The organism is Herbaspirillum sp. Her4 (assembly GCF_057961335.1).
The window spans coordinates 2,206,518-2,232,754 of the sequence record NZ_CM176330.1 but is presented as its reverse complement, the minus strand read 5'-3'; the positions used below and the strand labels follow the sequence as shown (position 1 = coordinate 2,232,754).

At 62.0% G+C, this 26,237-nt stretch carries 24 protein-coding genes; 4 read left to right on the top strand and 20 right to left on the bottom strand.

Annotation, left to right across the window (positions count from 1 at the left end; genetic code table 11):
* Positions 1-44 precede the first annotated feature (44 nt).
* A complete protein-coding gene (locus ACWFUC_RS10145) occupies positions 45-626 on the top strand; it encodes a hypothetical protein (RefSeq protein ID WP_489624823.1) in 582 nt (193 codons plus the stop codon).
* Between the two features lie 159 nt (positions 627-785).
* On the opposite strand, the gene ACWFUC_RS10140 is transcribed toward ACWFUC_RS10145, so the two are convergent.
* Genes ACWFUC_RS10140 through ACWFUC_RS10115 form a run of 6 tightly spaced genes read right to left on the bottom strand, consistent with a single transcriptional unit; the run spans position 786 to position 6,010 of the window.
* Positions 786-1,208, bottom strand: a complete 423-nt coding sequence (locus ACWFUC_RS10140; protein ID WP_039789077.1) for a nuclear transport factor 2 family protein — start codon at positions 1,206-1,208, stop codon at positions 786-788.
* Between the two features lie 2 nt (positions 1,209-1,210).
* Positions 1,211-2,071: an SDR family NAD(P)-dependent oxidoreductase gene (locus ACWFUC_RS10135; protein ID WP_489624822.1), complete on the bottom strand. Its 861-nt coding sequence runs from the start codon at positions 2,069-2,071 to the stop codon at positions 1,211-1,213.
* Positions 2,068-2,637, bottom strand: coding sequence for a DUF3833 domain-containing protein (locus tag ACWFUC_RS10130; RefSeq protein ID WP_489624821.1), 570 nt, complete (start codon positions 2,635-2,637; stop codon positions 2,068-2,070). Before ACWFUC_RS10130 ends, ACWFUC_RS10135 begins: the two co-directional genes overlap by 4 nt.
* A 3-nt stretch (positions 2,638-2,640) precedes the next feature.
* A complete protein-coding gene (locus ACWFUC_RS10125; RefSeq protein WP_134137205.1) occupies positions 2,641-3,852 on the bottom strand; it encodes an SAM-dependent methyltransferase in 1,212 nt (403 codons plus the stop codon).
* Positions 3,849-4,703: a DUF1365 domain-containing protein gene (locus tag ACWFUC_RS10120; protein WP_039789821.1), complete on the bottom strand. Its 855-nt coding sequence runs from the start codon at positions 4,701-4,703 to the stop codon at positions 3,849-3,851. Before ACWFUC_RS10120 ends, ACWFUC_RS10125 begins: the two co-directional genes overlap by 4 nt.
* A complete protein-coding gene (locus ACWFUC_RS10115) occupies positions 4,700-6,010 on the bottom strand; it encodes an NAD(P)/FAD-dependent oxidoreductase (protein ID WP_489624820.1) in 1,311 nt (436 codons plus the stop codon). Before ACWFUC_RS10115 ends, ACWFUC_RS10120 begins: the two co-directional genes overlap by 4 nt.
* 223 nt (positions 6,011-6,233) lie before the next feature.
* Between ACWFUC_RS10115 and ACWFUC_RS10110 the strand changes: the two genes are divergently transcribed.
* Positions 6,234-6,842 (top strand): TetR/AcrR family transcriptional regulator, encoded by a 609-nt coding sequence (locus ACWFUC_RS10110; protein ID WP_489624819.1) that lies wholly within the window; start codon positions 6,234-6,236, stop codon positions 6,840-6,842.
* A gap of 54 nt (positions 6,843-6,896) precedes the next feature.
* Here ACWFUC_RS10110 and ACWFUC_RS10105 read toward each other — a convergent pair whose 3' ends face one another.
* From ACWFUC_RS10105 to ACWFUC_RS10075, 7 genes are all read right to left on the bottom strand, one after another.
* Complete coding sequence (locus tag ACWFUC_RS10105) at positions 6,897-7,763, bottom strand: L-fucono-1,5-lactonase (protein WP_134221523.1); 867 nt, start codon at positions 7,761-7,763, stop codon at positions 6,897-6,899.
* Between the two features lie 142 nt (positions 7,764-7,905).
* Positions 7,906-8,844, bottom strand: coding sequence for a substrate-binding domain-containing protein (locus ACWFUC_RS10100; RefSeq protein ID WP_121044353.1), 939 nt, complete (start codon positions 8,842-8,844; stop codon positions 7,906-7,908).
* Positions 8,845-8,926: 82 nt separating this feature from the next.
* Entirely contained in the window at positions 8,927-9,967 is a 1,041-nt protein-coding gene (locus ACWFUC_RS10095; protein ID WP_121044357.1) for an ABC transporter permease, read from the bottom strand.
* 43 nt (positions 9,968-10,010) lie between these two features.
* A complete protein-coding gene (locus ACWFUC_RS10090) occupies positions 10,011-11,567 on the bottom strand; it encodes a sugar ABC transporter ATP-binding protein (RefSeq protein WP_489624818.1) in 1,557 nt (518 codons plus the stop codon).
* Between the two features lie 192 nt (positions 11,568-11,759).
* The gene (locus ACWFUC_RS10085) at positions 11,760-12,113 is read right to left on the bottom strand and encodes an L-rhamnose mutarotase (protein WP_489624817.1); all 354 of its coding nucleotides are present in this window, start codon (positions 12,111-12,113) and stop codon (positions 11,760-11,762) included.
* A 7-nt stretch (positions 12,114-12,120) separates the two neighbouring features.
* Entirely contained in the window at positions 12,121-12,897 is a 777-nt protein-coding gene (locus ACWFUC_RS10080; RefSeq protein WP_489624816.1) for an SDR family oxidoreductase, read from the bottom strand.
* A gap of 43 nt (positions 12,898-12,940) precedes the next feature.
* Positions 12,941-14,218 (bottom strand): L-fuconate dehydratase, encoded by a 1,278-nt coding sequence (locus tag ACWFUC_RS10075; RefSeq protein ID WP_489624815.1) that lies wholly within the window; start codon positions 14,216-14,218, stop codon positions 12,941-12,943.
* A gap of 362 nt (positions 14,219-14,580) precedes the next feature.
* Between ACWFUC_RS10075 and ACWFUC_RS10070 the strand changes: the two genes are divergently transcribed.
* The gene (locus ACWFUC_RS10070) at positions 14,581-15,432 is read left to right on the top strand and encodes an IclR family transcriptional regulator (protein WP_209579636.1); all 852 of its coding nucleotides are present in this window, start codon (positions 14,581-14,583) and stop codon (positions 15,430-15,432) included.
* Positions 15,433-15,488: 56 nt separating this feature from the next.
* Here ACWFUC_RS10070 and ACWFUC_RS10065 read toward each other — a convergent pair whose 3' ends face one another.
* A complete protein-coding gene (locus ACWFUC_RS10065; protein WP_209579638.1) occupies positions 15,489-16,370 on the bottom strand; it encodes an SMP-30/gluconolactonase/LRE family protein in 882 nt (293 codons plus the stop codon).
* A 181-nt stretch (positions 16,371-16,551) separates the two neighbouring features.
* The gene (locus tag ACWFUC_RS10060) at positions 16,552-17,691 is read right to left on the bottom strand and encodes a porin (protein ID WP_489624814.1); all 1,140 of its coding nucleotides are present in this window, start codon (positions 17,689-17,691) and stop codon (positions 16,552-16,554) included.
* Positions 17,692-18,013: 322 nt separating this feature from the next.
* Between ACWFUC_RS10060 and ACWFUC_RS10055 the strand changes: the two genes are divergently transcribed.
* Positions 18,014-18,955 carry a LysR family transcriptional regulator gene (locus ACWFUC_RS10055; RefSeq protein ID WP_252697361.1) on the top strand — a complete coding sequence of 314 codons (942 nt, stop codon included), beginning with the start codon at positions 18,014-18,016 and terminating at the stop codon, positions 18,953-18,955.
* 347 nt (positions 18,956-19,302) lie between these two features.
* Here ACWFUC_RS10055 and ACWFUC_RS10050 read toward each other — a convergent pair whose 3' ends face one another.
* The 5 genes from ACWFUC_RS10050 to chvE all read right to left on the bottom strand — a co-directional run bounded on the left by ACWFUC_RS10050 (position 19,303) and on the right by chvE (position 26,159).
* On the bottom strand, positions 19,303-20,088 hold the full coding sequence (locus tag ACWFUC_RS10050) for an SDR family NAD(P)-dependent oxidoreductase (RefSeq protein WP_039789823.1): 786 nt from the start codon (positions 20,086-20,088) through the stop codon (positions 19,303-19,305).
* A gap of 66 nt (positions 20,089-20,154) precedes the next feature.
* Complete coding sequence (locus tag ACWFUC_RS10045) at positions 20,155-21,912, bottom strand: IlvD/Edd family dehydratase (protein WP_039789103.1); 1,758 nt, start codon at positions 21,910-21,912, stop codon at positions 20,155-20,157.
* Positions 21,913-22,008: 96 nt separating this feature from the next.
* Positions 22,009-23,220 (bottom strand): multiple monosaccharide ABC transporter permease, encoded by a 1,212-nt coding sequence (gene mmsB, locus ACWFUC_RS10040; RefSeq protein ID WP_286863645.1) that lies wholly within the window; start codon positions 23,218-23,220, stop codon positions 22,009-22,011.
* Positions 23,221-23,303: 83 nt separating this feature from the next.
* Entirely contained in the window at positions 23,304-24,860 is a 1,557-nt protein-coding gene (gene mmsA / locus ACWFUC_RS10035) for a multiple monosaccharide ABC transporter ATP-binding protein (protein ID WP_134221514.1), read from the bottom strand.
* 225 nt (positions 24,861-25,085) lie between these two features.
* A complete protein-coding gene (gene chvE / locus ACWFUC_RS10030) occupies positions 25,086-26,159 on the bottom strand; it encodes a multiple monosaccharide ABC transporter substrate-binding protein (protein WP_276841322.1) in 1,074 nt (357 codons plus the stop codon).
* Positions 26,160-26,237: the final 78 nt, after the last annotated feature.

Here is a 26,237-nt window from a genome sequence, read left to right as displayed (position 1 = left end):
GCGGTCAACTTATAATTCCCTCCTGCAAGAACAAGGAGTTCGCCATGCCTCAAACCACTTTCCTGCTACGCCCGCTGCGCAACATCGCCGCGATCCTGACCCTAATTCCTGCACTGGCGCTGGCCGCCGGTGCTGAGGCGTTGACGTTCGACAACGTCAACTACGTGCATCGCTGGTCAAAGAATGGCCAGAACGAATTTACGCCTCCTGCGGAAACGGACCTGAACCACTGGACCGACATGGTCACCATCAATGTCGTCGAGCAGGCCACCGATGGCGACAAGCTGGCGCAGCTGGCCAACCTCGTGCTCAAGCGCTACCAGACGGCGGGCAAGGTGGTCCGCATCAATTCGCTGCCCCGCTCCGACACCCGGCCCGCCGAACACTACATCGCAGCAGTGCTGGGCAATCCGGGTTTTCTGGAGGCAGTCTTCGCGCGCTTCGTGCTGGTGGAGGGGACGGGTTTCATCCTCATTCACTCGCATCGGATCTATGGGCAGCAGGCTGGCAACGACATGGCGCAATGGTTGCAAGCCAATGGGCCGCAGCAGGAAGCGGCCTTGATGGCGTGGAATGCGATGCCCTCATTGCAAGCCTTGCGGCAGTTGCCGCAGAGCGCGCAGTAGGTGCATCCGGCATGGCCCTGGGAGGCGGCCCTGCAGTCAGTCGCTTGATTCCGTTCCTGACTGGCACCCGGTACGCGAATCGACAAGGCGCATTGTGGAATTAATTTCCACACATGAGTCGTGGAGAAATTGCTTGCTCCGCGCAGACCAGACGTGCCATCAATAAGTGGTCGCCCTGAACTTCCCCCGCAACCACTTCACCGGCCCGCCAATGACCGGCAATTTCTGCCAGAGCTCTTCAGCCGCATCCCAGTAATCGCGATGCTCGGTCACCAGGCCCGCCGCATCGAAGCGGAAATGCGTCGCCCCCAGCACCGTGTAGAAGCGGCCCTTCAGCCGAAACTCGAAACGCCAGGTGGCAAAGGCCTGCTCACCCTGCCCCATGCGTTCCAGGATCACGAAGCGCGGATCCTCCGTGGTCTCGAACATGTGCGCAAAGATGGCGCGGATGGATCGCAGGCCCTTGATGTCATTGAAAGGATCCTTGAACAGAGCCTCCGGCGAATAAAATTCCCCAATCCGTTCCAGGCTGCTGCGATCCAGCGCGCCATACCAGTCCAGCAAGCGGTCAAGATGCTGCATGGTCAGCTCAGCATGAAGCGCTGGAACAGCATGAAGCGCAGCCGGAACGGCAGCAGGCGCAGTATCTTCAGCCAGGCCGTGAAGCGCCGTGGGAAGTGGATCTCGAAGCGGCCTTCGGAGATTCCGCGCCAGATGGCGGTGGCCGCCTGCTGCGGCGTCTGGATGGCCGGCATGGGGAAGTCGTTCTTGTCGGTCAGGTCGGTCTTCACGAAGCCCGGATTGACCAGATACACGTTCACCCCCTTGGGCCGCAAATCGCTATAAAGAATTTCCGCAAGATTGATCAGCGCCGCCTTGCCGGGACCATATACGGTCGCGCCCGGCAGCCCCACATAGCCGGCCACGCTGGCCACCAGCGCAATGCCGCCGCTGCCACGTGCCAGCATATCGGGTAGCGCCGCACCCAGCGCCGAATACACACTGGCGACGTTGGTGCGCAAGGTGTGCTCGGCTTCCTCCTCCTGAACCTCCCATGTGCGCTCCGGGCGATACTTGGCCGCGCAGAACACCAGCAGGTCAACACCGCCGAAGGCCTCAACGATGCGCGCATGCTGGTCGCGCCAGGCATCGTGGCAAAGCACATCCAGCGGCGCGATGAAGGCATTCTTGTGGGCTGCCGCGACCTCCTGCAATACGTCCGCACGGCGCGCCGACAAGGCCACGCGGGCACCTGCCTGCAGCGCCTGGCGCGCCAGTTCGGCACCAATGCCGCTGGAGGCCCCGACCAGCCAGATGCGCAGGCCGCGCAGGTCACTGACCGGCTGGTTCATCGGGCCGAACAACACGGCGGGGCGCGAGATCGGAGCACGCTCGCCGGCGGCTCCGGCAGCCTCCTTGGGCAGGGGCTTGGACTGGGTATTCATACACCCTCCTTGCGGAAGAACAACGTGACCTGGCCCACTTCCACACCAAACTTGCTCATGCTGGTGCGGTTGATGAGGGTGCGTTCATCCATCTGGTACATCCAGTCATCCATCTGGACTTCGTATTGCTTGTCATTGACCGGCAGCAGCAGCGTGTAATTCCAGTGCAAGGCATTGCCGGCGGTGTGGCCGATGGCCTCGCCGATGACGTCACCGGCACGGCCGCGCCAGCTGTTGTCGGGCTGGCGCACCAAGGTCCAGACGCGGGTCTGGGTCTCGCCGTCGTCATAGCGGAAACGCTCGTCCAGCGTCAGCGTGTTGCCGTCCACGGTACCGGTCACGACCACATGGAAACGCCGCGCCACTTCGCCACCGCGCTTCTGGAACATGCCCCAGGCCTCAGTGCGGCCCTTGAAGAACACCGCCGGATCGAACACCGGGGTCTTGGCGGCGTAGTCCGATATCTGCTGCGAGGCGCAGCCACCGAGCACCAGCGCCAGCAGCACCAGCGCGATCCCCTTCCACAGGCGCGCGGGCAGGCCCGTGCGCATCAGCTTGGCATTCATGACTCACTCCTTTTGCAAGAGGAACTGCACCACATCGGTCTGGCCTTCATCGAAGCCCACTTCGCAGAACACGTAATACAGCTGCCACAGGCGGCGGAAACGCTCATCGAAACCTTGCGCGGCAATGGTCTCGCGCTGGGCCTGGAAGGCGTCGTTCCAGCGGCGCAGGGTCTCGGCGTAATCACGGCCGAAATGGAAGCGGTCACGCGTGGTCAGGCCGGCGCGCAGCGCGCAGCGAGAGAAGCGCTCATGGCTGGGCAGCATGCCGCCAGGGAAGATGAATTCGCGGATGAAGTCGGCGCTGTCGCGATAGCGTTCGAACACCGCTTCATCAATGGTGATCGACTGGATCAGCGCACGGCCACCGGCTTTCAGGCGGGCCGACACGGTATCGAAATACGTCTGCCAGAAACGCTCGCCGACGGCTTCGAACATTTCGATGGACACGATGGCATCGTATTTCCCATCCAGATCGCGGTAGTCGCACAGTTCCAGATGCGCCAGGTGATCGAGCTGCTGGTGGCGCATGCGCTCCTGGCCAAAAGCCAGCTGCGACGGCGAGATCGTCACGCCATGCACACGGATGCCCAGGCGCGCCGCATGTTCGGCAAAGCCGCCCCAGCCGCAGCCGATTTCCAGCACGCGATCGCCCGCCTGCAAGCCAAGCTGGTCAACGATGCGCTGATACTTGGCCGCCTGCGCCGAGGCCAGGCTCTGGCAGGGCTCGGTGAAGATGGCCGACGAATAGGTCATGGTCGGGTCCAGCCACAGGCGATAGAAATCATTGCCCAGGTCGTAATGCGCATGGATATTGCGGCGGCTGCCGCTGCGTGTGTTGGAGCGCAGCAGGTGGCGCAGGCGGTACCACAGCGAGGCCAGGCGTCCGCCTTCGACCGCGCTGGCAAGCATCGCCCGGTTGCGCATGGCCAGGCGCAGCAGCGCGGCCAGGTCGGGCGTTTCCACCCAGCCATTGCCGTAGGCTTCGCCGAAGCCGATGTCACCGGCGCGCAGGATGGCAGCGCAGGCGCGCCAGTCGAGGATGCGCAGTTGCGCGCTTGGCGGCTGGCGCAGATCGCCGAAGGTCAGCGTGGTGCCGTGCGGTGTGATCAGTTCCAGGTGGCCGTGGCTGAGGCGCTCCAGCATCGCCAGGAACAGGCGGGCCGAAATCGGGCCGGCGCGGCGGCCGGTAGTCTGCAATGCGGGGATACGGTTCACGATAGGGTTTCCTTTCCAGAAGAAGTACCTGCGGCTGCGACGCGCTCGGGCTTGCTGAACCAGGGCACGCGCTTGCGCCACAACAGCAAGGCCTGCCAGTGGATACGGGCGACCACGCCCAGCGTCAGGAACGGCTGCGCACACAGCGCGCCGAAGGCCGTGGCCGCGGTCAGGGGATGCAGATGGCCGCCGACCGAGGTGCGCATCAGGGGCTGCAAACCCTGCGCCACTTCCGACGGATGGCCGTGGTCGTAATAGTCGATGCCGACGAAGGCGGTATTCCCGCCCGCGTCCTCATGCCGTGCCTGGTCGCGAAAGCGGAAACGATAGAAACCGCTCACCTCGCAGAAGGGCGATACATGCATGAGCTTGTTGCAGACCAGCCGCGTGTGCTCGTCGATGACGCCCTGTCCGGGTGCCGACAGCAGGTAGTGCTGGGTCTCGCCAAAGGTGTTGTTGACCTCGGCCAGCACCGCCCGCAGCTGACCTTCACGGTCATGGCACAGGAAGAAGCTGACCGGATTGAAGACGAAGCCGAACAGCCTCGGAAAGGTCTGCAGCCAGATCGCGCCATCGTGCGGCAGCCCGGCCTGTTGCAGATGACCGCGCACCCAGCCGGCCAGATCGCTGCCATCGCGCGGACCATAGTCGCGCGTGCGCACGCACATCAGGCGGCGGCGATCCACGCCGAACCAGGCATTGCCCGCTTCGTTGAGGCGCGCCAGATCGAGGCGCACGCAGAACACCGGATAGACGAACTTGTGCAGCACCGGACGCAAACGCTGATGCATCACCTGCCCGCTCAACAACAGCGCGGGCGCGTCGGTGCGGGAGGTCAGCGAAGTGCTCATGGCGCAGCCCAATCCGGCGTCACGCCGAAGTCCCGGATCACGCGCAGGGCGGATTTCAGGCCATCTTCATGGAAGCCGTAACCGGTCCACGCACCGGCGAACCACGCGCGGTGCTTGCCCTGAATCTCCGGCAGGCGGCGCTGGGCATCGATGGCGGGCTGGTCGAAGACCGGATGCTCGTAATCGAAACGGCCCATCACCGTCGCCGGGTTGGGCGGCTGGGGCGGATTCAGGGTGAGCACGATGTCGGTCTTGCAGGGCAGGTCCTGCAGGCGGTTGAGCCAGTAGCTCACGCACACCGCGCGGCTGCCATCGCTGTGGCGCGAACCAAGGTAATTCCAGGCCGACCAGACCTTGTCCAGCTGCGGCATGAGCGAGACGTCGCTGTGCAGCCAGGCGGTATTGGCCTGATAACGCACGGCCGACAGCACCTGATGTTCATCGATGGTGGCGTCCTGCAGCAGCGCCAGGGTCTGCGGTGCGTGGGTGGCGAAGACCACGGCATCGAACTGTTCCTCGCGCGGCTCGGCACCGCCACTGCGCACCAGCACGCCCTGCTCGTTGCGGGTGACGCTGGTGAGGCGGCTACCCAGGCGTACATCGTCGAGGGTGGCGGCGATGCGGCGCACGTATTCACGCGAACCACCGCGCACGGTGCGCCAGCGCGGACGGTTGTTGACCTGCAGCAGGCCGTGGTTGATGCAGAAGCGCAGGAAAGTCGCCGCCGGGAAATCGAGGATGTCCGAAGGCGAGCTGGACCAGATCGCTGCCGCCATCGGGATCAGATAGGCATCACCGAACAGGACGCCATAGCCGCTCTCTTCCAGCAACTGCCGCAAGGTCACCGGACGCCCCTCGCAGGCGGCCAGGTTGGCGTGCGCCGCACGGTTGAAGCGCAGGATGTCACGCAGCATGCCCAGGAAGGACGGCTGCAGCAGGCGCTTGCGCTGGGCGAAGACGGTATCCAGATTGGTGCCGGCCCATTCGAAACTGCCTTCATCCATCGAGACGCCGAAGGACATGTCGGTATCGTAGGTCTCGACCTTCAGCTCCTCGAACAGCGCGATCAGGTTGGGATAGGTCCAGTCATTGAAGACCAGGAACCCGGTATCGACCGGGAAGGGGACGCCCTCCGGCGCGATCTCCACGGTATTGGCATGGCCGCCCAGCGTCGGGGCGGACTCGAACAGCACGACCTGATGCTTGCGCGCCAGCAGGTAGGCGCTCGCCAGGCCGGAAATACCGGCCCCGATGACGGCGATGCGCTGTCCTGTGCCCTGCTCGATGGCTGCTGCGTTTGGATTCATGAAAACTTGCCCGCCTATGTCTTTGTTATTGAAGTTCTGCCGTTGCCAGTCCGTGGGAATGTTTCCCTGCCCTGCTGGCCCGTGCTGCTTTGGTGACCGGGGCGGCGCTTGCCGTGGGCCTTTTTGCCACTCGCGCCGCTTATTTGCTATTCATCCTTGATTTAGGTGCTAAGATTACTACCAAAGAAAAATAAAATCTACTACTTAGTAACTTTAGCTACCAATGAGTATTTTCGGCAAACTGAGCTTCAAGGACCAAGCCTACAAATTACGGGAGAACGCCATCCTGGATGCCGCCACGTCCGTCCTGGGCAGCAAGGGCTATGACCTGATGACCATGGACGACGTGGCCGGTGCAGTGGGCATCTCCAAGCCCAGCCTGTACAAGCATTTCAAGTCCAAGGAAGAGTTGATCGGCGAGACCATGATCCGTCTCGTCGATGGGGCGATCGACCAGCTGGCGCAGCTGGAGCCGGTTCCCAGCCCGCGCGGCAAGCTCGAAGCGATGCTGGAATGGGCGCTGCGGGTGCGCCTGGAGGGCGGCCTGCCCTTCCTGCCCTCGACCAGCGCGCATGTGCGCGAGATGCTCATGCGCAACGTGAAATACGTCATGCGCGTGCTCAAGCTGAACGGGCAACTGGAAAAGCTGGTGAAGGATGCGCAGAAAAACGGCGAGATCGATGCCGCCCTGCCCAGTGATGTGGTGTTGTACAGCTACTACGCCCGCACCTGTGACCCTGCCGTGGACTACCTGCAGAAGTTCAGCAAGATGAGTACCGACGAGATCGTGAAATACATGCTGCACGTGGCCTTCAACGGCTTCACGAAGTAAAGGGCAGGCGCGCCGCGGCCAGCGGCGGCACCCGCCCTTTTCTGCTCTGCGGTATTACAAACCGTAGCAGCGCGCTGCGGTCCCGCCCCATAGCTGCTCCTGTTCCGCTGCCGACAGGCGCGTGGCCGCCCACTCGCGGACCACGCCCGCCACCGTCGCATAGGACGCCGCCAGCAGACACACCGGCCAGTCCGAGCCAAACATCAGGCGCTGCGGCCCGAAGGCTTCCAGCGCCGTATCCAGGCACAGGGCAATATTGTCGTAATCCTTCTGTCGCAATCCGCGCAGCCAATCCGCCTCGGTGACCAGCCCCGACAACTTGCAGGCCACATGCGGCATGGCGGCCAGTGCGCGCAACTGGCGCTTCCATCCATTGAAGGAAGCTTCACTTCGCCCGAAATCCACGAGGGCTGGCTTGCCCAGGTGATCCAGCACCAGCCAGTGGCGGTCATGGCGTGCACAGAAGGCCTGCACCTCGGCCATCTGCCGGGCATGGATCAGCACGTCATACACCAGGCCCTGCTGCTGCAGCCACTTGATGCCGGCATTGAAGGCGGGGGCCTCGACGAAGGCCGTGACGTCGGCTTCATCCTGGATCTGATGACGGAAGCCGACCAGCTTGTCCCGTCCCCATTGCGCGACGTTGGCAGCCAGGTGCGGCGAAGACAGATCCTCCCAGCCCACCACGCCGGCGATGCGGCGATCGGCACGCGCCAGGTCCAGCAGGAAGCCGGTTTCTTCACGTCCCACGCGGGCCTGCACCGCAATGGAGGCATGCAGCCCTTCGGCATCCAGCACCGGATGCAGCTGCCCTGGCAGACGATCACAGGCCAGCAGCTCCATGCCCTTGCCGATCCAGGGATAGTCGTCGGCGCGATAGCGCCAGAAATGCTGATGGGCGTCGATGCGAAGGGGTTTCATGGTGCGGTCTCGGGAGGGAGGAGGAGAATGAAGCGTCTCCGCATCTCTTAGTTTTTTCTGGATGAAAACTTAGAAACGGGAAAGCAGAAACTTAAGGATTTCCCCGGATCACTCCGGGGAAACCACTGAACATCGGACCGGATCAGTCGTACAGCACTTCCTTGATCTTGGGGTCATCGATGTTGCTCTTGTCGTACCAGTAGAAGCCGGTATCGATGACCTTGGGCAGCTTCTCGCCCTTGATCGCCTTGACCGCCGCTTCCACGGTCTTGTAGCCGATCCCCACCGGGTTCTGGGTGATGGCACCAGCCATCAGGCCGTCGCGGATCGCATCCTTCTGCTGCTTGCCGGAGTCATAGCCGATGATGATGATCTTGCGCTTCATCTCCTTGACACCATTGACCACGCCGATGGCCGAGCCTTCGTTGGTACCGAAGACGCCCTTGATCTTGGGATAGGCCTGCAGGATGGATTTGGTGACCTCGGTCGACTTCAGCTGGTCGCCCGCGCCGTATTGCACGCTGACCACCTTGATCTTGGGATAGTTGGCCTTGATGCGCTCCAGGAAGCCATCGCGGCGATCCACGCCGGTACGGCTGGTCTGGTCGTGTGCCACCACGGCGACTTCGCCTTCCTTGCCGATCAGCTCGGCCATCTTGTCGGCCGCCAGCGCCGCAGCGGCACGGTTGTCGGTGGTGGCGGTGGTGACGGGGATGTCGCTGTCCACGCCCGAGTCAAAGGCGACCACCGGGATCTTGGCGGCTTGCGCCTTCTTCAGCAGCGGAATCGCCGCCTTGCTGTCCAGCGCGGCAAAGCCGATGGCTTGCGGCTTCTTGGCCAGGGCGGCGGAGAGCATGTCGATCTGCTTGTCGACCATGGCTTCGGTTTCCGGACCTTCGAAGGTGACCTTCACCTTCAGGTCCTTGCCGGCCTGGTCGGCACCGGCTTTCACGGCCTGCCAGAACTGGTGCTGGAAGCCCTTGGAAATGAGCGGCACATACACTTCCTGCGCGTGCGCAGCCGAAGTGCCGACGGCGAAGGCCAGACCCAGGGCAGCGGCCAGTAACTTGTTCTTGAACACGGTACGTCTCCTTTTGTTATCGATGATGGAGTGCCGGAAATGGCGCTTCCGGCGGGGCTTGCATTGCTACGAAGAAATCGTTTCAGGCGCGGCGGCGACGGCGCAGGATGTCAAGATACACGGCCAGGATGATGATCACGCCGGTCACTACCGTCTGCCACTCCTGCGCCACTGACATGATGCGCAGGCCGTTGACCAGCACGCTCATGATGAAGGCACCGATGATGGTCCCCAGGATGGTGCCGGTTCCGCCCGAGAGCGAGGTGCCGCCGATCACCACGGCGGCAATCGCATCCAGCTCGTAACCCTGGCCCAGCGCAGGCTGCGCCGAATTCAGGCGGGAGGCGATGATCAGGCCGGCGATGCCGCAGATGGCTCCCGAGAAGGTATAGACCGCGACCTTCCAGAAATCCACCTTCACGCCCGACAGGCGCAGTGCTTCCTCATTGCTGCCCAGGGCAAAGGTATAGCGGCCGAACACCGTCTTGTTGAGGATGACGGAGGCACCGATGGCGACGATGAACAGGATCAGCACCGCATTGGGAATCGGCAGCGAGGGAATCAGGTCACCGATCAGCGAATCCTGGGCGATGGCCGAGAAGCCCTCGGTATCGTTGAAGTAGATCGGGCGCGTGCCGGAGATCACCAGCGACAGGCCCTTCAACAGCATCATCATGCCCAGCGTGGCGATGAAGGGCGGCACCTTGAGCTTGGCGATCACCATGCCGGAAACCCAGCCCGAGAGCGCCCCGAAGAAGATCGCCGCAGCGATGCCCAACGGCAGCGGCATGCCCCAGTTGGTCAGCACCACCCCGGCCATGACGGCGCAGAAGGTCATCATGGTACCCACCGACAGGTCGATGCCGGAGGTGATGATGACGTAGGTGCAGGCGATGGCCAGCACGCCGTTGACGGCGGTGGACTGCAGGATGCTGACCAGGTTGTCCACCTCCATGAAGTTGGGCGAGGCGAAGCTGAAGAACAGGATCATCAGCAGCAGGCTGGCAAAGGCCAGCAGCTTCTGGCGTGCGGCCGGATTGAACAGGCGGGCGCGCAGGCCCGAGGGGGAAGCGGTGTTGGCCATGGTGGATGCGGAAGGGGCGGAGTGGATTTGGTTTGCCATGATCGGTCTGTCTCTCTTGTAATGTCTGGAAGCCCGGTGGCGCTTATTGCGCCACGGCCGATTCGCGCTGCGTGGCCAGTTGCATGATGTTTTCCTGGGTGGCATCGGCGCGCGCCAGTTCACCGGTCACGCGGCCCTCGCACATCACCAGGATGCGATGGCTCATGCGCAGCACCTCGGGCAACTCGGAGGAAATCATCACGATGGCCTTGCCCTGCTCGGCCAGCGCATCAAGCAGCTTGTAGATTTCGCTCTTGGCACCGATGTCGATGCCGCGCGTGGGCTCATCGAAGAACAGGATGTCGCAGTCGCGCAGCAGCCACTTGGCGATCACGATCTTCTGCTGGTTGCCGCCGGAGAGCAGGCGCGCCTGCTGTTCCACCGAGGGGGTCTTGATGGCCAGCTGGCGCACGTAGCCTTGCGCCACTTCACGAATCGCGCGCTGGTCCATGAAGCCGGCCTTGGTGAAACGGCCCATGCTGGAGAGCGCGATGTTGGCCTGCACGTCCATGCCCACGGCCAGTCCGAAATGCTTGCGGTCTTCCGACAGGTAGCCGATGCCATGCGCCACCGCATCGGCCGGCTGGCGGATCACGGCCTTGCCGCCGTGGATGATGATCTCGCCCGACTCCAGCGGATCGGCACCGAAAATGGCGCGCGCCACTTCCGTACGGCCGGCCCCCATGAGACCGGCGAAACCGAGGATCTCGCCCCGGCGCAATTTGAAGCTGACATCGCGGATGGCGCGGCCGCGATTGAGTCCGCGCACTTCCAATACCACTTCGTTGCCGGAGGTATCGGGCGGCATGCGTTGCTCGCCATCGAGCGCGCGGCCCACCATCATGGAAATGATGGTGTCCATGGAGGTGCCCTGCATCGGCACGGTGGCGATGTACTTGCCATCGCGCATGACGCTGACGCGATCGGCGATCTGGCGCAGTTCATCCATCTTGTGCGAGATGTAGACGATGCCCACGCCCTGCGCCTGCAGATCGCGGATGATGCGGAACAGTTCGGCGATTTCGGCGTTGTTGAGCGCGGCGGTCGGTTCATCCATGATGAGCACGCGCGAATCGAAGGACAGCGCCTTGGCGATTTCCACCATCTGCTGGCGCGCCACGGTCAGGTCGCCGACCGGCGTGCGCGGATCCATCTCGAGCCGCATGCGGGCGAAGATGGCGGCGGCCTGGCGGTTCAGTTGCTCTTCATCGATGATGAGACCGAAACCCTTGCGCGGCTCGCGGCCGATGAAGATGTTCTGCGCGGCCGACAGGTGATTCATCAGGTTCAGTTCCTGATGGATGATGCCGATGCCCAAGGCCTGCGCCTGGCGCGGCTCGGCGATCTCCACCGGTTTTCCGTCGAGCAGGATGTCGCCGCTGTCGCGCTGGTAGACGCCGGAGAGGATCTTCATCAGCGTGGATTTGCCGGCACCGTTTTCGCCCATCAGGGCGTGGACTTCACCGGCCACCAGTTCGAACTGGCAATTGTCCAGCGCCAGCACGCCGGGAAAGCGCTTGCTGACATTGCGCAGGGCGATCAGCGGTGTAGGCGATGCCGATGCCGCTGCGCGGGCTTGTGTCTCGTGTTCTTGTTGCATGCTCACCTCGGATGCGGATGCAGTGCTGGCCGGAACAGGTCCTGGCCATCGTTTGCGCGACTCTGCGGTCGCTGCTGTTCGGGGACTACGGTCTTGCGTGCTGCCTGCTGCTACCTGCTGCTACCTACTGTACCGCCTTGCGAAAAACTTAGAAAGCGATTTGCAAAAACTAAACTTTGCTGCAATGGAAACTTAATCTTTTCCATCTTCCTGCGCGGACAGATCGAAGATGCGCGTCATCGGCACCCACTTCTCTCCGGCCGGCGTCCAGGGTGTCGCAGCCTGGAAGCGCCACATCAGCGCTTCCCACGCCTGCACCTTGGGATCACGCTCGCTGGCCGCTGCCATGGCGGCGGCGTCGAACAACGCGTCATCGGTCTCCATCACCATCACCATGCGCGTACCGAGACGATGGATCTCCATCCCGGTCACGCCCTGTCGGCGCAAATGGGCGGCGATCTCGGGCCAGATGCGCTGATGGTGCTGTTCATACTCGGCGATCAGCGCGGGATCATCCTTCAGATCGAGGGCCAGCACGGTACGCATGGCGGCCTCAGGTCAGGGCGCGGTCGAGATGGGTATAGCCCCCATCGACGAACACCCATTGCCCGGTGGTATGCGAGGAGCGGCCCGAGAGCAGGAACACGGCCATGTCGGCCATTTCCTCGGAGGTCGTGAAACGCTTGCCGAGCGGGATCTTGCTGGTGATGGCGTCCAGCTTCTCCTGCGGATTCTCGAAAGTGGCGATCCACTTCTCGTAGAGCGGGGTCATGACTTCCGCCGGTATCAAGGCATTGACGCGCACGCCGTCATCACGCAAGGCGGCAGCCCATTCGCGGGCCAGCGACAGCTGCGCGCCCTTGGAGGCGCAATAGCCACTGGTGTTGCCCTGGCCGGTGAGGGCCGTCTTGGAAGAGACGTTCAGGATCGCGCCGCGCGTGGCCTTCAGGTGCGGCACGCAGTAATGCGCCATCACGTAGTAGTGGATCAGGTTGCGTTCCAGCGAAGCGACAAACTCATTGCGCCCCGCATCCAGGCCTACGCTGTCATTGACGCCGGCATTGTTGACCAGGCCATCGAGACGGCCAAAGCGGCGCACGGTCTCGGCCACGGCCTCGCCGCAGCGCGCCTCGTCCTGCAATTCCAGCTGGAACAGCGCGGCACGCGGCTGCAGGGCGGTCAGGCGGGTCCAGAACTGCGGGTCCGGTTCGCTGCGCGCGAACACCACGGGAATCGCGCCTTCGGCGGCCAGTTGCAGGCTGATCGCGCCGCCGATGCCGGAGGCGCCGCCGGTCACGATGACGACCTTGTCTTGCAGGTTCAAATCCACATCAGTCTCCGTTTTCGTTCATCTTGTCGTGGTGGATGCAGTCTCAACCCCGGAAGCGGTACTGCTCCAGTGAAGCGGGCTTCATTTCGATCGAAAACCCCGGCAGGCTGGGCGGCATGTAGGCCGCGTTGCGGATCACGCAGGGATCGACGAAGTGCTCGTGCAGGTGGTCCACGTATTCGGTCACGCGCCCTTCCTTGCTGCCGGAGATGCACAGGTAGTCGATCATCGACAGGTGCTGCACATATTCGCACAGGCCCACGCCACCCGCATGCGGGCAGACTACCTTGCCATATTTCGCGGCCATCAGCATGACGGCCAGGATTTCATTGACGCCACCTAGACGGCAGGAATCGATCTGCACCACATCGATGGCATCGCGCATGATGAACTGCTTGAACAGCACGCGGTTCTGGCACATCTCGCCGGTGGCGACCTTGACCGCGCCGATGCCGGCGCGGATCTTGCGATGGCCCTCCACATCATCCGGGCTGGTCGGCTCCTCGATGAACCAGGGTTGCGCAAAGGCCAATTCATTGACCCAGTCGATGGCCTGATCCACTTCCCACACCTGGTTGGCATCGATCATCAGATTGCGGTCCGGGCCCAGCACTTCGCGGGCGATGCGCACGCGGCGCTTGTCGTCTTCCAGGTCGCGGCCGACCTTGAGCTTGACGTAACTGAAGCCCTGGTCGATGGCTTCCTGGCACAGGCGGCGCAGCTTGGCGTCGTCATAGCCCAGCCAGCCGGCCGAGGTGGTGTAGCAGGGATAGCCTTCCTGTTCCAGGATGCGCAGGCGTTCGGCCTTGCCGGCTTCCTTTTCGCGCAGCAGGGCCAGTGCTTCATCCGGGGTGATGCAATCGGTGATGTAGCGGAAATCGATGGTGCGCACCAGTTCCTCGGGGGACATGTCGGCCACCAGCTTCCACACCGGCTTGCCGGCCGCCTTGGCCCACAGGTCCCAGGCGGCATTGACCACTGCGCCGGTGGCCAGGTGGATCGCGCCCTTGTCCGGGCCGATCCAGCGCAGCTGGCTGTCAGAGGTGACGTGACGCCAGAAGCGGCCCATGTCGGCGGCGATCCAGTCCAGGTCCAGCCCCACCACCAAATGCTCCATGGCGCGGATGGCGGCACAACAGATCTCGTTGCCGCGACCGATGGTGAAGGTCAGGCCGTGGCCCTTCAGTTGCTCATTGTCGGTATCGAGGATGACGTAGGCGGCGGAGTAATCCGGATCCGGATTCATTGCATCCGACCCATCCAGCGATTGCGAAGTGGGGAAGCGTACGTCCAGCACGCGCAGGGCAGTAATCTTGGTCATCGGTCTCTAGCGTGGATGCCGCTGCGGTGGCGTGCCGCAATCGGCTGGCCATCCGTGGCGGACAGCCTGGGGTGATCGTCTCCGGGGCCAGGCCCCTCTTTTGTTTTTCCTCACAAGTAAAATATCATTTCATCTGTGAGTGCCAGAGCATAACCTTGATTATCCTCCCATTGCCGGGCCAGTCCGATGAAGTTTCCGACCTGACCGATATCGATTTTGGGATGACGAGGCGAGGTCAAGAGATCATGCATGAAAAATTATTTTACGAATAAAATGGATTTTTCATCAAAATCCCCTACAATCCGGCCCCAGAAAAGCCTGCTTTTGCGATCTATCGTCCCCTGTCGCACCCGGAAAACGCCATGCCCAGAACCCGCAAACTCAATCCCGCCGAGGCTCCCGCCGTGCAGACGGCCGCCGACCACGAAGAGGACAGCGCTGCCGGCAAGACGCGCTACGCCGCGCCGGCGCTGGACAAGGGCCTGGATATCCTGGAGTTGCTGAGTCGCTCGGAACAGATGCTGACCCTGAACCAGATCTCGCGGCAACTGGGACGCAGCGTCAATGAAATCTTCCGCATGGTGGTCACGCTGGAACAGCGCGGTTACCTGGTGGCCGACAACGACCATTACCGGCTCTCACTGAAACTGTTTGAGCTGGCCCATCATCATCAGCCGATCCGCTCGCTGGTGAGCACCGCCCTGCCCCACATGCGCGAGCTGGCCAATCGCTCCATGCAGTCCACCCACCTGACGGTCTACGAAGCGGGCCGCGTGATCGTGGTGGCGCAGGTCGACAGCCCCGAACGCTGGGCGTTCGGCCTGAAGGTCGGGGCGCTGGTGAGCCTGACCGACACCGCATCCGGCCACGTGTTGCTGGCCTTCCGCGATGAAGCCGAACGCGCCAGCATGCTGGCCGCGCACGTGCGCATGGATGGCGAACAGGAAATCGGGACCGCGCAGCTGATACGCCAGATCGAGGACACGCGCAAACGCGGCCACTCGCGCATGGAAAGCCGTCAGATCCGTGGCGTGATCAACCTGTCCTATCCGGTGATGGGGGCCAACAACCGCATGCTGGCGGCCTTGAACGTGCCCTATATCGAACGCATCGACAAGAAGGTCAATCCCAGCCTGGACGAGGTGCAAGGCATCGTCCAGGAAATCTCGGCACGGCTGTCGCGGCTGATGGGGGATTCGAGTTTCGGGTCCTGAAGCGGACCCGACGAAAGGATGGCGTGGGGAGCGAAAGCCCCACGCCGCAGACGGCCTCAGCCGGCGAAACGCACTTCAGGCAAGCCGCGCACATCGAGATGCGGCGCGCTGAACAAGCCACCGGCCAGCTTGTCTTGCGCGCGCTGTTCGGCACTCATGCCTTCGTGCGCCGTGGTCACGAACAAGGTATCGAAGGTCGCCCCGCCGAAGGCCACACAGGACGGCTGCGCCGTCGGCACCTCGACAATGCGGTCAATGCTGCCATCGGGCGCGAAGCGCACCACGCGCGCACCACCCCACTGGGCATTCCACAGGTACCCCTCCGCATCGACGGTCGACCCATCGGGGCCGCCCGGCTGCTGCGCCAGATCGGCGAAGACGCGCTGATGGCTGACCGCGCCGCTGTCGGTGTCGTAATCACACACCATGATCTTGCCGGCCATGGAATCGCAGTGATACATCAGCTTGCCATCGAGGCTGAAGCAGATGCTGTTGGAAATGGCGATGCCCGGCAGCGCCAGGCGCTCCAGGCTGAGGTCGGCATTGAGACGATAGAAGCTGGCGATGGGGTCGCGGCCTGCGTCCTCATTCAATGTTCCGAAGACGAAACGGCCCTGGCGATCGCAGCGACCATCGTTGAGCCGCGTGGTCGGCAGGTCATCTTCGATGCGGCAGATCGGGCTGATGCTGCCGGTGTCCAGGTCGAAGAAGGCCAGACGCGATGCGAGCCCGATCAGCAGGCGCCGGGCATCGGCCGTGAAGGCAAAGCAGCACAGGCGTTCCGGCATGCTCCAGCTGCGCGTGGCACCGCTGGCCGGATCATGGTTCCACAAGCGGGAGGCGTGGATGTCGGTCCAGAAGACCGTCTGCGAGCGCTCGCACCAGAGTACTCCTTCGCCCAGTTCATGATGTCCATCGACCAGCAATTGCGCATTCATCGGGGTTCCGCCTGCAAATCAAGAAAATGAAATAAACAAGATAAACAATATAAATTGTTTTGCACGACTGCGGCAGATACCGGAAACGTCTGCCACAAAGACAAAAAAGGGTGGGCTTGCGCCCACCCTCAACTACATCAAGACCACCTCAGGAAGGATTACATTACTGCTGTTCGTTGCATCAGAACGAGTGGGCGATACCGAAGTAACCGCCGGTCTGCTTCAGGCCCGACACGCCGTTGTCACCACTGGTTTCCAGGGTGTGGCCTGCACCAGTACCATTGCGGACGGTACCGACGTCAACATACAACAGAGTACGCTTGGACAGGAAGTAGTTGATACCAGCCATGTACAGATTAGCCGTACCACCGCCATTACCCTTGCCGGTTGCATCCACTGCGGCGTTGTTGGCATTGACATGGAACCATGCGCCCACCAGTTGCAGTTGTGGAGTCACGTCATAGTTGGCACCCACCCAGTACTGATTGGCTCGGTCTGGCGCGCCGGAAGCAGCGTTGGGAGCACGCAGATTTTCCCAGCCGGCGAACATCTTCAGTTTGTCGAACTTGTACGTACCACCCAGGATCAGCTCCTTGGAATGACCCCAGATATCGCTGTAATTGCCGTTGGCGTCGCGCACGACGTCATAGATCGCACGCAGTTCCAGGCCATTCTTTTGATAGGCAATCGAAATCCCGTCCTTGCGACCGTCGCTGCTGCCATTGTTGGCAACGCCGCCGTTGAACGAACCCGGCTTTTCGCCCAGGCTGGTCTGCAAGTTGACGGTGAAACCAGCCATGTCAGGGCTGTTGTACTCGATAATATTGGAAGCGCCCGGCCAGTTGCGGCTGTTGACCAGGGTGGCGGTGCCGATGGCCTGCTGGCCGGTCGGATCCAGATACCAGATGTCGTTGTTGATGAACAGGTTCTTACCGAACTTGATGGAGCCAGCAGTTGCCGAGGACAGGCCGACGTAGGAACGACGGTTGAACAGTGCGTTACCGTTGCTGGTGTCAGAACCGTTGAAGCTGCCCTTGGTCGAGTTGAAACCGGATTCCAGCAGGAAGAAGGCGTTGGTACCGCCGCCCAGGTCTTCCGTGCCCTTGAAACCGATCATGCTGGTGCCCCATTGGTTGTTGGCTGCGCTCCACTTGGAACCTTGACCGTTGGTACCGGCATTGGTCTGGAAGTCGACGCCGGCCACAACACGGCCGTAAATGGTGACACTGCTTTGCGCCTGCGCCTGTGCCGAGAACGCACCCATCAGCGCGAGCGCGCACAGGGTCTTTGCTCCAATAAAGGATGGCTTCACTTGCTTCATGAATAGTCTCCGTGGATATTGCCGTTTAAAATTTTTTTCGTCGGTGGGCTTGGCCGTGCAGCGTTGCACTTCAGACCCCTGGATCCTGACGGACTCCTGACAGTCTCCCAACTTGTTGTTTTTGATGCTGCCCGACCTTCTTCTCTTTCATCCCGCTGCTGTACTGGTTGTCTCCTGTACAGCCCGGAATGTGGCTAGATACTAAGTATTCAGTTCATGTCTTTCCAATGAAATCTTTAGCAATTCCGATATGCGATTTGATATCATCAATTCCTAATAAAAAAACGATTGAAAAAATTTAGAAAACCGTCCCCGGAGACTTATGAAAAACAGTGACCCGAACTGGTTTCTGCGGGCGCGATTGAAGACCCGTCAGCTCCTGCTGCTGATCGCTCTCGACGACACCCGCAACATCCACCGCGCCGCCAGCGAGCTGAACATGACGCAGCCGGCTGCTTCCAAGCAACTCAAGGACCTCGAAGACATGCTGGGCGTGTCCCTGTTCGAGCGCCTGCCGCGCGGCATGCGGCCCACCATCTATGGCGAGGCCATGATCCGCCATGCGCGCATGGCCCTGACCAGCCTGTCCAAGGCCCACGAGGACATCGTGGCCCTGAAGTCCGGCCTGTCCGGCCAGGTCGACGTGGGCGTGATCCTCTCGCCCGGCATGGCCCTGTTGCCGCCGGCCATCGCGCGGGTCAAGGAACAAGCCCCGATGTTGCGCATCGGCGTTGAAGTGGAAAGCAGCAACATCCTGCTCTCGCGCCTGCTGCACGGCGAGCTGGACTTCATCATCGGCCGCATCCTGGATGAGGAAGCCCGGGGCGGCCTGCTCTATGAAGAGCTGGCCGACGAGCCGGTGTGCGCCGTGGCGCGGGTGGGACATCCCTTCCACACCCGCACCGACCTGACCCTGGCCGACCTCGCCGGCGAGGCCTGGATCATGGCCCCCAAGGGCAGCATCCTCCGCGCACGCTGCGACCAGATGTTCCGCGAGCAAGGCCTGGCGCCGCCCTCCAACGTGGTCGACACCACCGCCATCCTGTTCATCACGAGCCTGCTGCAGCAGACCGATTTCATCTACGCCATGCCCACCGAAGTGGCGCGCTACTACACCCAGGCCCGCCTGATGGACATCCTGCCCATCGACCTGCCCTGCCGCATGGCCGGCTTCGGCATCATCACGCGCCAGGACAACCTGCTCTCGCCCGGGGCCAACCTGGTGCTGCAGTCCATCCGTGAAGTGGCGAAAATGATTTACTGATTCCCCCGCCTGCCCGGGCATGTGCCATGCCGGGGTCGGTTTCCTGCGCCAAGTTTTATTAAGAAATGTAAGGAAGCGTAAGCCTCTCTGAAAACGGCCGGAATCGCAGGAACAAAACTGAATTCACGCGACGCAAAACTTTAAAAAAACGCGGCAAAAAAACAACACTTCAGGCAGGTAAAAAACTAAGTTTTTTCAAGCTGTCATACAGCTTTTTCCTGAAACTGCCTGGCTTCTGTTCCCGCTTCGACACTCTTTTGGCGTTTGCGCAAAATTTGCGCAAAAAAAAGAGTCGCCATTTGGCGACTCTTTCTGGTCCGCAGCGCAGACGCGCTTCGTCAAACCGCTCACACCCAGCCGGCGTCGACGATGAATTCCTGCGCGGTACACATCGCGCTGTCGTCCGCCGCCAGGAACAGCACCATGCGCGCCAGGTGCCAGGGCAGCAGGTCACCCTGCAGGCATTGATTGCGCGCGATCGCCTTCTTGCCTTCTTCATCCAGCCACAGCTTGATCTGGCGTTCGGTCATGACCCAGCCCGGTGTCACGGTATTGACGCGGATCTTGTGCGGACCGAGGTCGCGCGCCAGGCCACGGGTCAGGCCCAGGGTCGAGGCCTTGGCCGTGGTATAGACCGGGAAGCCGCCACCGGACTGGTGCCAGCTGATCGAGCTGAAGTTGATGATGGAACCGCCGCCACGGCGTTTCATGCCTTCCACCACCGACTGCACGGCGAAGAAGGACGGACGCTGGTTGATGGCGATGCGGTCGTTCCAGTATTCCAGCGTCACTTCTTCCAGCTTGTGGCGCTGGTCATTGGCGGCATTGTTGACCAGCACGTCGAAGTCGCCCAGCTGTCCTTGCAGCTCGGCGATGGTCGCCTGGAAGGCGGGAATGTCGCGCAGGTCGCAATGACGGAACAGCGGCTTGGGGTGGCCGGCCGCCGCGATGTCATTGCACAGTGCTTCGCTGGCTTCGGTGGCGATATCGACGAAGGCCACATGCGCACCTTGTTGCGCAAACGCTTCGACGATGGCCGCACCGATGCCGGTGCCGCCGCCGGTGATGAAGACGCGCTTGCCCTTGAGGCTGGGGAAGTTCGCCAGTTGCACGTTCTGGGGAGTATTGCTCATGAGGTTTCCTTGCAGGCCGGTGCGCGCGCACAGCGCGGCACCGGCATCATGATGACGGGAAGAAGATCAGTGCGAGTGCTTGGGCACGGCCGCGCCACGGCAACCGACCAGGAAGTCGAAGTCGCAGCCTTCGTCAGCCTGCAGCACGCGGTCCACGTACAGGGACTGGTAACCGCCGGCCATCTCCGGCTTGCGTTCGGCCAGCACCTTGGCACGTTCGGCCAGACGGCGCTGCATCTCTTCTTCGCTGATGTCCAGCTGCAGCTTGCCGGCATAGGCGTCAAGTTCGATGAAGTCGCCATCCTGCACGATGCCCAGCGGACCGCCGGCAGCGGCTTCCGGCGCCACGTGCAGGATCACGGTGCCGTAGGCGGTACCGCTCATGCGCGCATCCGAAATGCGGACCATGTCCTTCACACCGGTAGCCAGCACCTTGGGCGGCAAGCCCATGTTGCCCACTTCAGCCATGCCCGGATAACCCTTGGGACCGACGTTCTTCATCACCAGCACGCAGCTGGCATCGACGTCCAGATCAGGATCGTTGATGCGTTCCTTGTAGTGCGCGAAGTCCTCGAAGACCACGGCGCGGCCGCGATGCTTCATCAGTTCAGGCGTGGCCGCCGACGGCTTGAGTACCGCGCCGCGCGGTGCCAGGTTGCCGCGCAGGATGCAGATGCCGCCATCCTCGATCAGCGGCTTGGCCAGCGGGCGCACCACTTCATCGTTGTAGATCGGCGCATCCTTGACGTTGTCCCACATGGTCTGGCCGTTGACGGTCAGGGCATCCTTGTGCGGCAGCAGGTCGGCTTCGCCCATGCGGCGCAGCACGGCAGGCAGGCCGCCGGCGTAGTAGAACTCTTCCATCAGGTAGCGGCCCGAGGGCTGCAGGTCGACGATGGTCGGGGTGCCACGGCCGATGCGGGTCCAGTCTTCCAGCTCAAGGTCCACGCCGATCCGGCCGGCAATGGCCTTCAGGTGGATCACGGCATTGGTGGAACCACCGATGGCGGCGTTGGTGCGGATCGCATTCTCGAAGGCCTTGCGGGTCAGGATCTTGGACAGGGTCAGGCCTTCCCAGACCATGTCGACGATACGCATGCCGGACAAGTGCGCGAGAACATAGCGGCGCGCATCAACGGCCGGAATCGCCGCATTGTGCGGCAGCGACACGCCCAGCGACTCGGCCATGCAGGCCATGGTGGAGGCAGTGCCCATGGTGTTGCAGGTACCGGCCGAACGCGACATGCCGGCCTCAGCCGCCATGAAGTCGTGGATGGTGATTTCACCGGCCTTGACCTGTTCCGACAATTGCCACACCACGGTACCGGAACCGATGTCGCGGCCCTGGTGCTTGCCGTTGAGCATCGGACCGCCGGTCACGACGATGGCCGGCACGTCGCAGCTGGCCGCGCCCATCAGCAGGGCCGGGGTGGTCTTGTCGCAGCCGGTCAGCAGCACCACGCCGTCGATCGGATTGCCGCGGATCGATTCTTCCACGTCCATGCTGGCCAGGTTGCGGGTCAGCATGGCGGTCGGGCGCAGGTTGGATTCACCGTTGGAGAACACCGGGAATTCCACCGGGAAGCCGCCGGCTTCGATGATGCCGCGACGCACGTGTTCGGCGATCTTGCGGAAGTGGGCGTTGCAGGGCGTCAGTTCCGACCAGGTGTTGCAGATGCCGATGACCGGCTTGCCCTGGAACTCGTGGTCGGGGATGCCCTGGTTCTTCATCCAGCTGCGGTACATGAAACCGTTCTTGTCGGCGGTACCGAACCAGCCGGCCGAGCGCAGGGTGCGGCTCTTGTCTTTTTTGTCGCTACTCATTGTTGAATTCCCGAATGACAGAAAACGAAGGATCTCGAAAAACGCTTGCACCCGAATGCAAAAGGCGGGCGCCAGGCCCGCCTTGCTTGATCCGGATTACTTGTTCTTGTTGTAGACGTCGAAGCAGACGGCCATCAGCAGGACCAGGCCCTTGATCATCTGCTGGTAGTCGATGCCGATGCCCATGATGGACATGCCGTTGTTCATCACACCCATGATGAAGGCGCCGATGACTGCACCCATGACCTTGCCCACGCCGCCGGAAGCCGATGCACCGCCGATGAAGCAGGCTGCGATCACGTCCAGTTCGAAGCCCAGGCCAGCCTTGGGGGTGGCGGTGTTCAGACGCGCTGCGAAGATCAGGCCGGCCAGTGCCGCCAGCACGCCCATGTTGACGAAGGTGAAGAAGGACACGCGCTCGGTCTTGATGCCCGACAGCTTGGCCGCCTTTTCATTGCCGCCCACGGCGTAGACGCGGCGGCCCAGGGTGGTGCGGCTGGTGATGAAGGTGTAGAGCACCATCAGCGCGAACATGATGATGAGCACGTTGGGCATGCCGCGATAGGTCGACAGCAGGTAGCTGAAGGCGATGATGGCGATGGCGAAGACGCCGTTCTTGAGCAGGAAGAACATGGCCGGTTCATCTTCCATGCCATGCTTGGTCTGCTTGCGGCGGCCATGCAGCTTGACCAGGATCAGCACCACGGCGGCAATGATGCCGACGATCAGCGAGGTGGTGCGGAAGGCGGTGTTGTCGGTCAGTTCGGGGATAAAGCCCGAGGACAGCATCTGGAAGGTCTGCGGGAAGGGGCCCAGGGATTGGCCTTGCAGCAGTGCCAGCGCCATGCCCTTGAAGACCAGCATGCCGGCCAGGGTGACGATGAAGGACGGGATCTTGAAGTAGGCGATCCAGTAGCCCTGCGCTGCGCCGATCAGGGCGCCGGCGATCAGGCAGACGATGGAGGCCGGCACGAAGCCCCAGCCGTAATCCACCATCAGCACGGCGGCCAGTGCGCCGATCAGGCCCACCACCGAGCCCACCGACAGGTCGATGTGGCCGGCCACGATCACCATCAGCATGCCCAGCGCCATGATGACGATGTAGCTGTTCTGCAGGACCAGGTTGGTCAGGTTCAGCGGACGCATCAGCGTGCCGTCGGTCATGATCTGGAAGAAGGCCATGATGGCCACCAGCGACATCAGCATGCCGTATTCGCGCATGTTGTTCTTCAGGAAGCTGCCGTAGTCCTTCTTTTCGACGGCGCCGCTGGCGACGGCCGGTTTCTTGCTCATGTCAATGCTCTCCATTGTCTTGCTCCTCGGGTGCTCTCTGGTCTTGATGGACTTTATGGGTGATGCTGCCGGTTTGGCTCCGGCTTGATAATGGGTGTTCAGGCGGCTTGCGACAGGCCCGGATCATCAATGCGCTTGTTGCGCATGATGGCGCGCATGATGCTTTCCTGCGTGGCCTCGGCCTTGGGCAGGTGGCCCACGAACTGACCTTCGTTCATCACGTAGATGCGGTCGCACATGCCCAGCAGTTCCGGCATTTCCGAGGAGATCATGATGATGCACTTGCCCTCGGCCGCCAGCTTGCTGATGATGTTGTAGATCTCGAACTTGGCACCGACGTCGATGCCGCGCGTGGGTTCATCCAGGATCAGCACTTCCGGCTGGGAGAACAGCCACTTCGACAGCACCACCTTCTGCTGATTGCCGCCGGAGAGGTTGACCACCTTCTGCAGCACGCTGGAACAGCGGATGCGCATCTGCTGCTTGAAATCCGCAGCAATCTTGTACTCGCGCGCCTCGTCGATGACGGTGCGTTCGGAGACGCCGCCCAGATTGGCCAGCGAGATGTTCTTCTTGATGTCTTCTTCCAGCACCAGGCCATCGCCCTTGCGGTCTTCGGTGACGTAGGCGATGCCCTTGTCGATGGCCTTCTCGATGGTGGACAGGTCCACTTCCTTGCCGTGCAGGAAGGCCTGGCCGGTGATCTTCTTGCCGTAGGCACGGCCGAAGATGCTTTTGGCCAGCTCGGTACGTCCCGCACCCATCAGCCCGGCGATGCCGACGATCTCGCCAGCGCGCACGGTCATGTTGACGTCCTTGATGGCCAGGCGGTCCGAGTGCAGCGGGTGGTGTACACGCCAGTCGCGCACTTCAAAAATCACGTCGCCGATCTTGGGATCGCGCTGCGGATAGCGGTCGGCCATTTCGCGGCCCACCATGTGCTGGATGATGCGGTCTTCGCTGATCGGTTCAGCGCGGCAGTCGAAGGTATCGACCGTGGTGCCGTCGCGCAGCACGGTGATCGAATCGGCCACCTTGGAAATCTCGTTGAGCTTGTGCGAGATCAGGATCGAGGCGATGCCCTGGCGCTTCAGTTCCAGCAGCAGTTCCAGCAGCGCATCGGAGTCGCTTTCATTGAGGCTGGCGGTCGGCTCATCGAGGATCAGCAGCTTGACTTCCTTGGAGAGCGCCTTGGCGATCTCGATCAGCTGCTGCTTGCCCACGCCGAGGTCACCAACCTTGGTCAGCGGGGATTCCTTCAGACCGACCTTGGCCAGCAGTTCCTTGGCGCGCACGTAGGAGTGTTCCCAGTCGATCACGCCGCCGCGGGCTTGCTCGTTGCCGAGGAACAGGTTTTCCATCACCGACAGCAGCGGCACCAGCGCCAGCTCCTGGTGGATGATGATGATGCCCAGGTGTTCGCTGTCGCGGATATCCTTGAAGGCACGCACCTCACCCTTGTAGACGATATCGCCGGAATAGCTGCCGTGCGGGTAGACGCCCGAGAGCACCTTCATCAGCGTGGATTTACCGGCGCCGTTTTCGCCGACGATCGCATGGATCTCGCCTTCGCGCACGGCCAGGTTGACGTTGTTCAACGCCTTCACACCCGGGAAGCTTTTCTCGATGCCGCGCATTTCCAGAATGTTGCTCATGATGCTGACCTCTCATTTGCCGGGCTTGCGTGGATCACGTAGCCGGACTTGTTTGTCTCTTGCGCGTTGCGGTGGGGCAAGCGCGACTTCCTGAAAGAATTAGTCCCGCACAGAGCGGGACCATGCTGTTCTTCTTACGGTGTTGATTGTTCTTGTTGGGTACTGCGATCTTGCTGCGGGCAGCGGCACCGGAGATGCCGGCCGCCCGCGTGTTACATCAAAGGATTACTTCAGTTGTGCTTCGGTGTAGTAACCGCTGCCCACCAGGATTTCCTTCCAGTTCGACTTGTCGACCACGACCGGCTTCAACAGGTAGGAAGGCACAACCTTCACGCCGTTGTTGTAGGTCTTGGTGTCGTTGATCTGGGGTTGCTTGCCACCCAGGACGGCGTCAACCATACCGACGGTGACCTTGGCCAGTTCGCGGGTGTCCTTGAAGATGGTGGAGTACTGTTCGCCACGGATGATGGACTTGACCGAAGGCACTTCCGCATCCTGACCCGAGACATACGGGAACGGCTGTTGCGGGCTGCCGTAGCCGACGCCGCGCAGCGAGGACAGGATACCGATGGACAGGCCGTCATACGGGGACAGCACGGCGTTGACCTTGGCGTTGGTGTAGAAGGCCGACAGCAGGTTGTCCATACGGGCTTGGGCGGTAGCCGGATCCCAGCGCAGGGTCGCGACCTTGTCCATGCCCATCTGCTTGGAACGCACCACCAGCTTGCCGCTGTCGATGTAGGGCTTCAGGACCGACATGGCGCCGTTGTAGAAGAAGAAGGCGTTGTTGTCGTCCGAGGAACCGCCGAACAGTTCGATGTTGAACGGGCCCTTGCCTTCCTTCAGGCCCAGGGCCTTTTCCAGCGATTGTGCCTGCAGCACGCCGACCTGGAAGTTGTCGAAGGTGGCGTAGTAGTCGACGTTCTTGGAACCACGGATCAGGCGGTCATAGGCGATGACCTTGACGCCCTTGTCGGCGGCCTTCTGCAGCACGTCGGTCAGGGTGGTGCCGTCGATGGCGGCGATCACCAGCACCTTGGCGCCCTTGGTCAGCATGTTCTCGATCTGGGACAGCTGGTTGGGGATGTCATCTTCCGCGTATTGCAGGTCGGTCTGGTAGCCCTTTTCCTTCAGGACCTTGACCATGTTGTTGCCGTCAGCGATCCAGCGGGCCGAAGACTTGGTGGGCATGGCCACACCGACCAGCTGCTTGCTCTGTGCGCTCACTTGGGCGCTGATGGACATCAGGGTGACGCCCAGGCCGAGGGCAATACCGCTCAATACGGATTTGATTTTCATGCTTCGAGTCTCCAGTCTCATTGTTGGAATGGCGTGTTGTAGTTATCTAAAACAGCGCCGTGATTTCTGATGAATGTC

Excerpts from the sequence above, each read along its gene's own strand:
- ACWFUC_RS10145 (WP_489624823.1), top strand. The coding sequence starts at position 45 with ATGCCTCAAACCACTTTCCTGCTACGCCCGCTGCGCAACATCGCCGCG.
- ACWFUC_RS10140 (WP_039789077.1), bottom strand. The coding sequence starts at position 1,208 with ATGCAGCATCTTGACCGCTTGCTGGACTGGTATGGCGCGCTGGATCGC.
- ACWFUC_RS10135 (WP_489624822.1), bottom strand. The coding sequence starts at position 2,071 with ATGAATACCCAGTCCAAGCCCCTGCCCAAGGAGGCTGCCGGAGCCGCC.
- ACWFUC_RS10130 (WP_489624821.1), bottom strand. The coding sequence starts at position 2,637 with ATGAATGCCAAGCTGATGCGCACGGGCCTGCCCGCGCGCCTGTGGAAG.
- ACWFUC_RS10120 (WP_039789821.1), bottom strand. The coding sequence starts at position 4,703 with ATGAGCACTTCGCTGACCTCCCGCACCGACGCGCCCGCGCTGTTGTTG.
- ACWFUC_RS10115 (WP_489624820.1), bottom strand. The coding sequence starts at position 6,010 with ATGAATCCAAACGCAGCAGCCATCGAGCAGGGCACAGGACAGCGCATC.
- ACWFUC_RS10110 (WP_489624819.1), top strand. The coding sequence starts at position 6,234 with ATGAGTATTTTCGGCAAACTGAGCTTCAAGGACCAAGCCTACAAATTA.
- ACWFUC_RS10105 (WP_134221523.1), bottom strand. The coding sequence starts at position 7,763 with ATGAAACCCCTTCGCATCGACGCCCATCAGCATTTCTGGCGCTATCGC.
- ACWFUC_RS10095 (WP_121044357.1), bottom strand. The coding sequence starts at position 9,967 with ATGGCAAACCAAATCCACTCCGCCCCTTCCGCATCCACCATGGCCAAC.
- ACWFUC_RS10090 (WP_489624818.1), bottom strand. The coding sequence starts at position 11,567 with ATGCAACAAGAACACGAGACACAAGCCCGCGCAGCGGCATCGGCATCG.
- ACWFUC_RS10085 (WP_489624817.1), bottom strand. The coding sequence starts at position 12,113 with ATGCGTACCGTGCTGGCCCTCGATCTGAAGGATGATCCCGCGCTGATC.
- ACWFUC_RS10075 (WP_489624815.1), bottom strand. The coding sequence starts at position 14,218 with ATGACCAAGATTACTGCCCTGCGCGTGCTGGACGTACGCTTCCCCACT.
- ACWFUC_RS10070 (WP_209579636.1), top strand. The coding sequence starts at position 14,581 with ATGCCCAGAACCCGCAAACTCAATCCCGCCGAGGCTCCCGCCGTGCAG.
- ACWFUC_RS10065 (WP_209579638.1), bottom strand. The coding sequence starts at position 16,370 with ATGAATGCGCAATTGCTGGTCGATGGACATCATGAACTGGGCGAAGGA.
- ACWFUC_RS10060 (WP_489624814.1), bottom strand. The coding sequence starts at position 17,691 with ATGAAGCAAGTGAAGCCATCCTTTATTGGAGCAAAGACCCTGTGCGCG.
- ACWFUC_RS10055 (WP_252697361.1), top strand. The coding sequence starts at position 18,014 with ATGAAAAACAGTGACCCGAACTGGTTTCTGCGGGCGCGATTGAAGACC.
- ACWFUC_RS10050 (WP_039789823.1), bottom strand. The coding sequence starts at position 20,088 with ATGAGCAATACTCCCCAGAACGTGCAACTGGCGAACTTCCCCAGCCTC.
- ACWFUC_RS10045 (WP_039789103.1), bottom strand. The coding sequence starts at position 21,912 with ATGAGTAGCGACAAAAAAGACAAGAGCCGCACCCTGCGCTCGGCCGGC.
- mmsB (WP_286863645.1), bottom strand. The coding sequence starts at position 23,220 with ATGGAGAGCATTGACATGAGCAAGAAACCGGCCGTCGCCAGCGGCGCC.
- mmsA (WP_134221514.1), bottom strand. The coding sequence starts at position 24,860 with ATGAGCAACATTCTGGAAATGCGCGGCATCGAGAAAAGCTTCCCGGGT.
- chvE (WP_276841322.1), bottom strand. The coding sequence starts at position 26,159 with ATGAAAATCAAATCCGTATTGAGCGGTATTGCCCTCGGCCTGGGCGTC.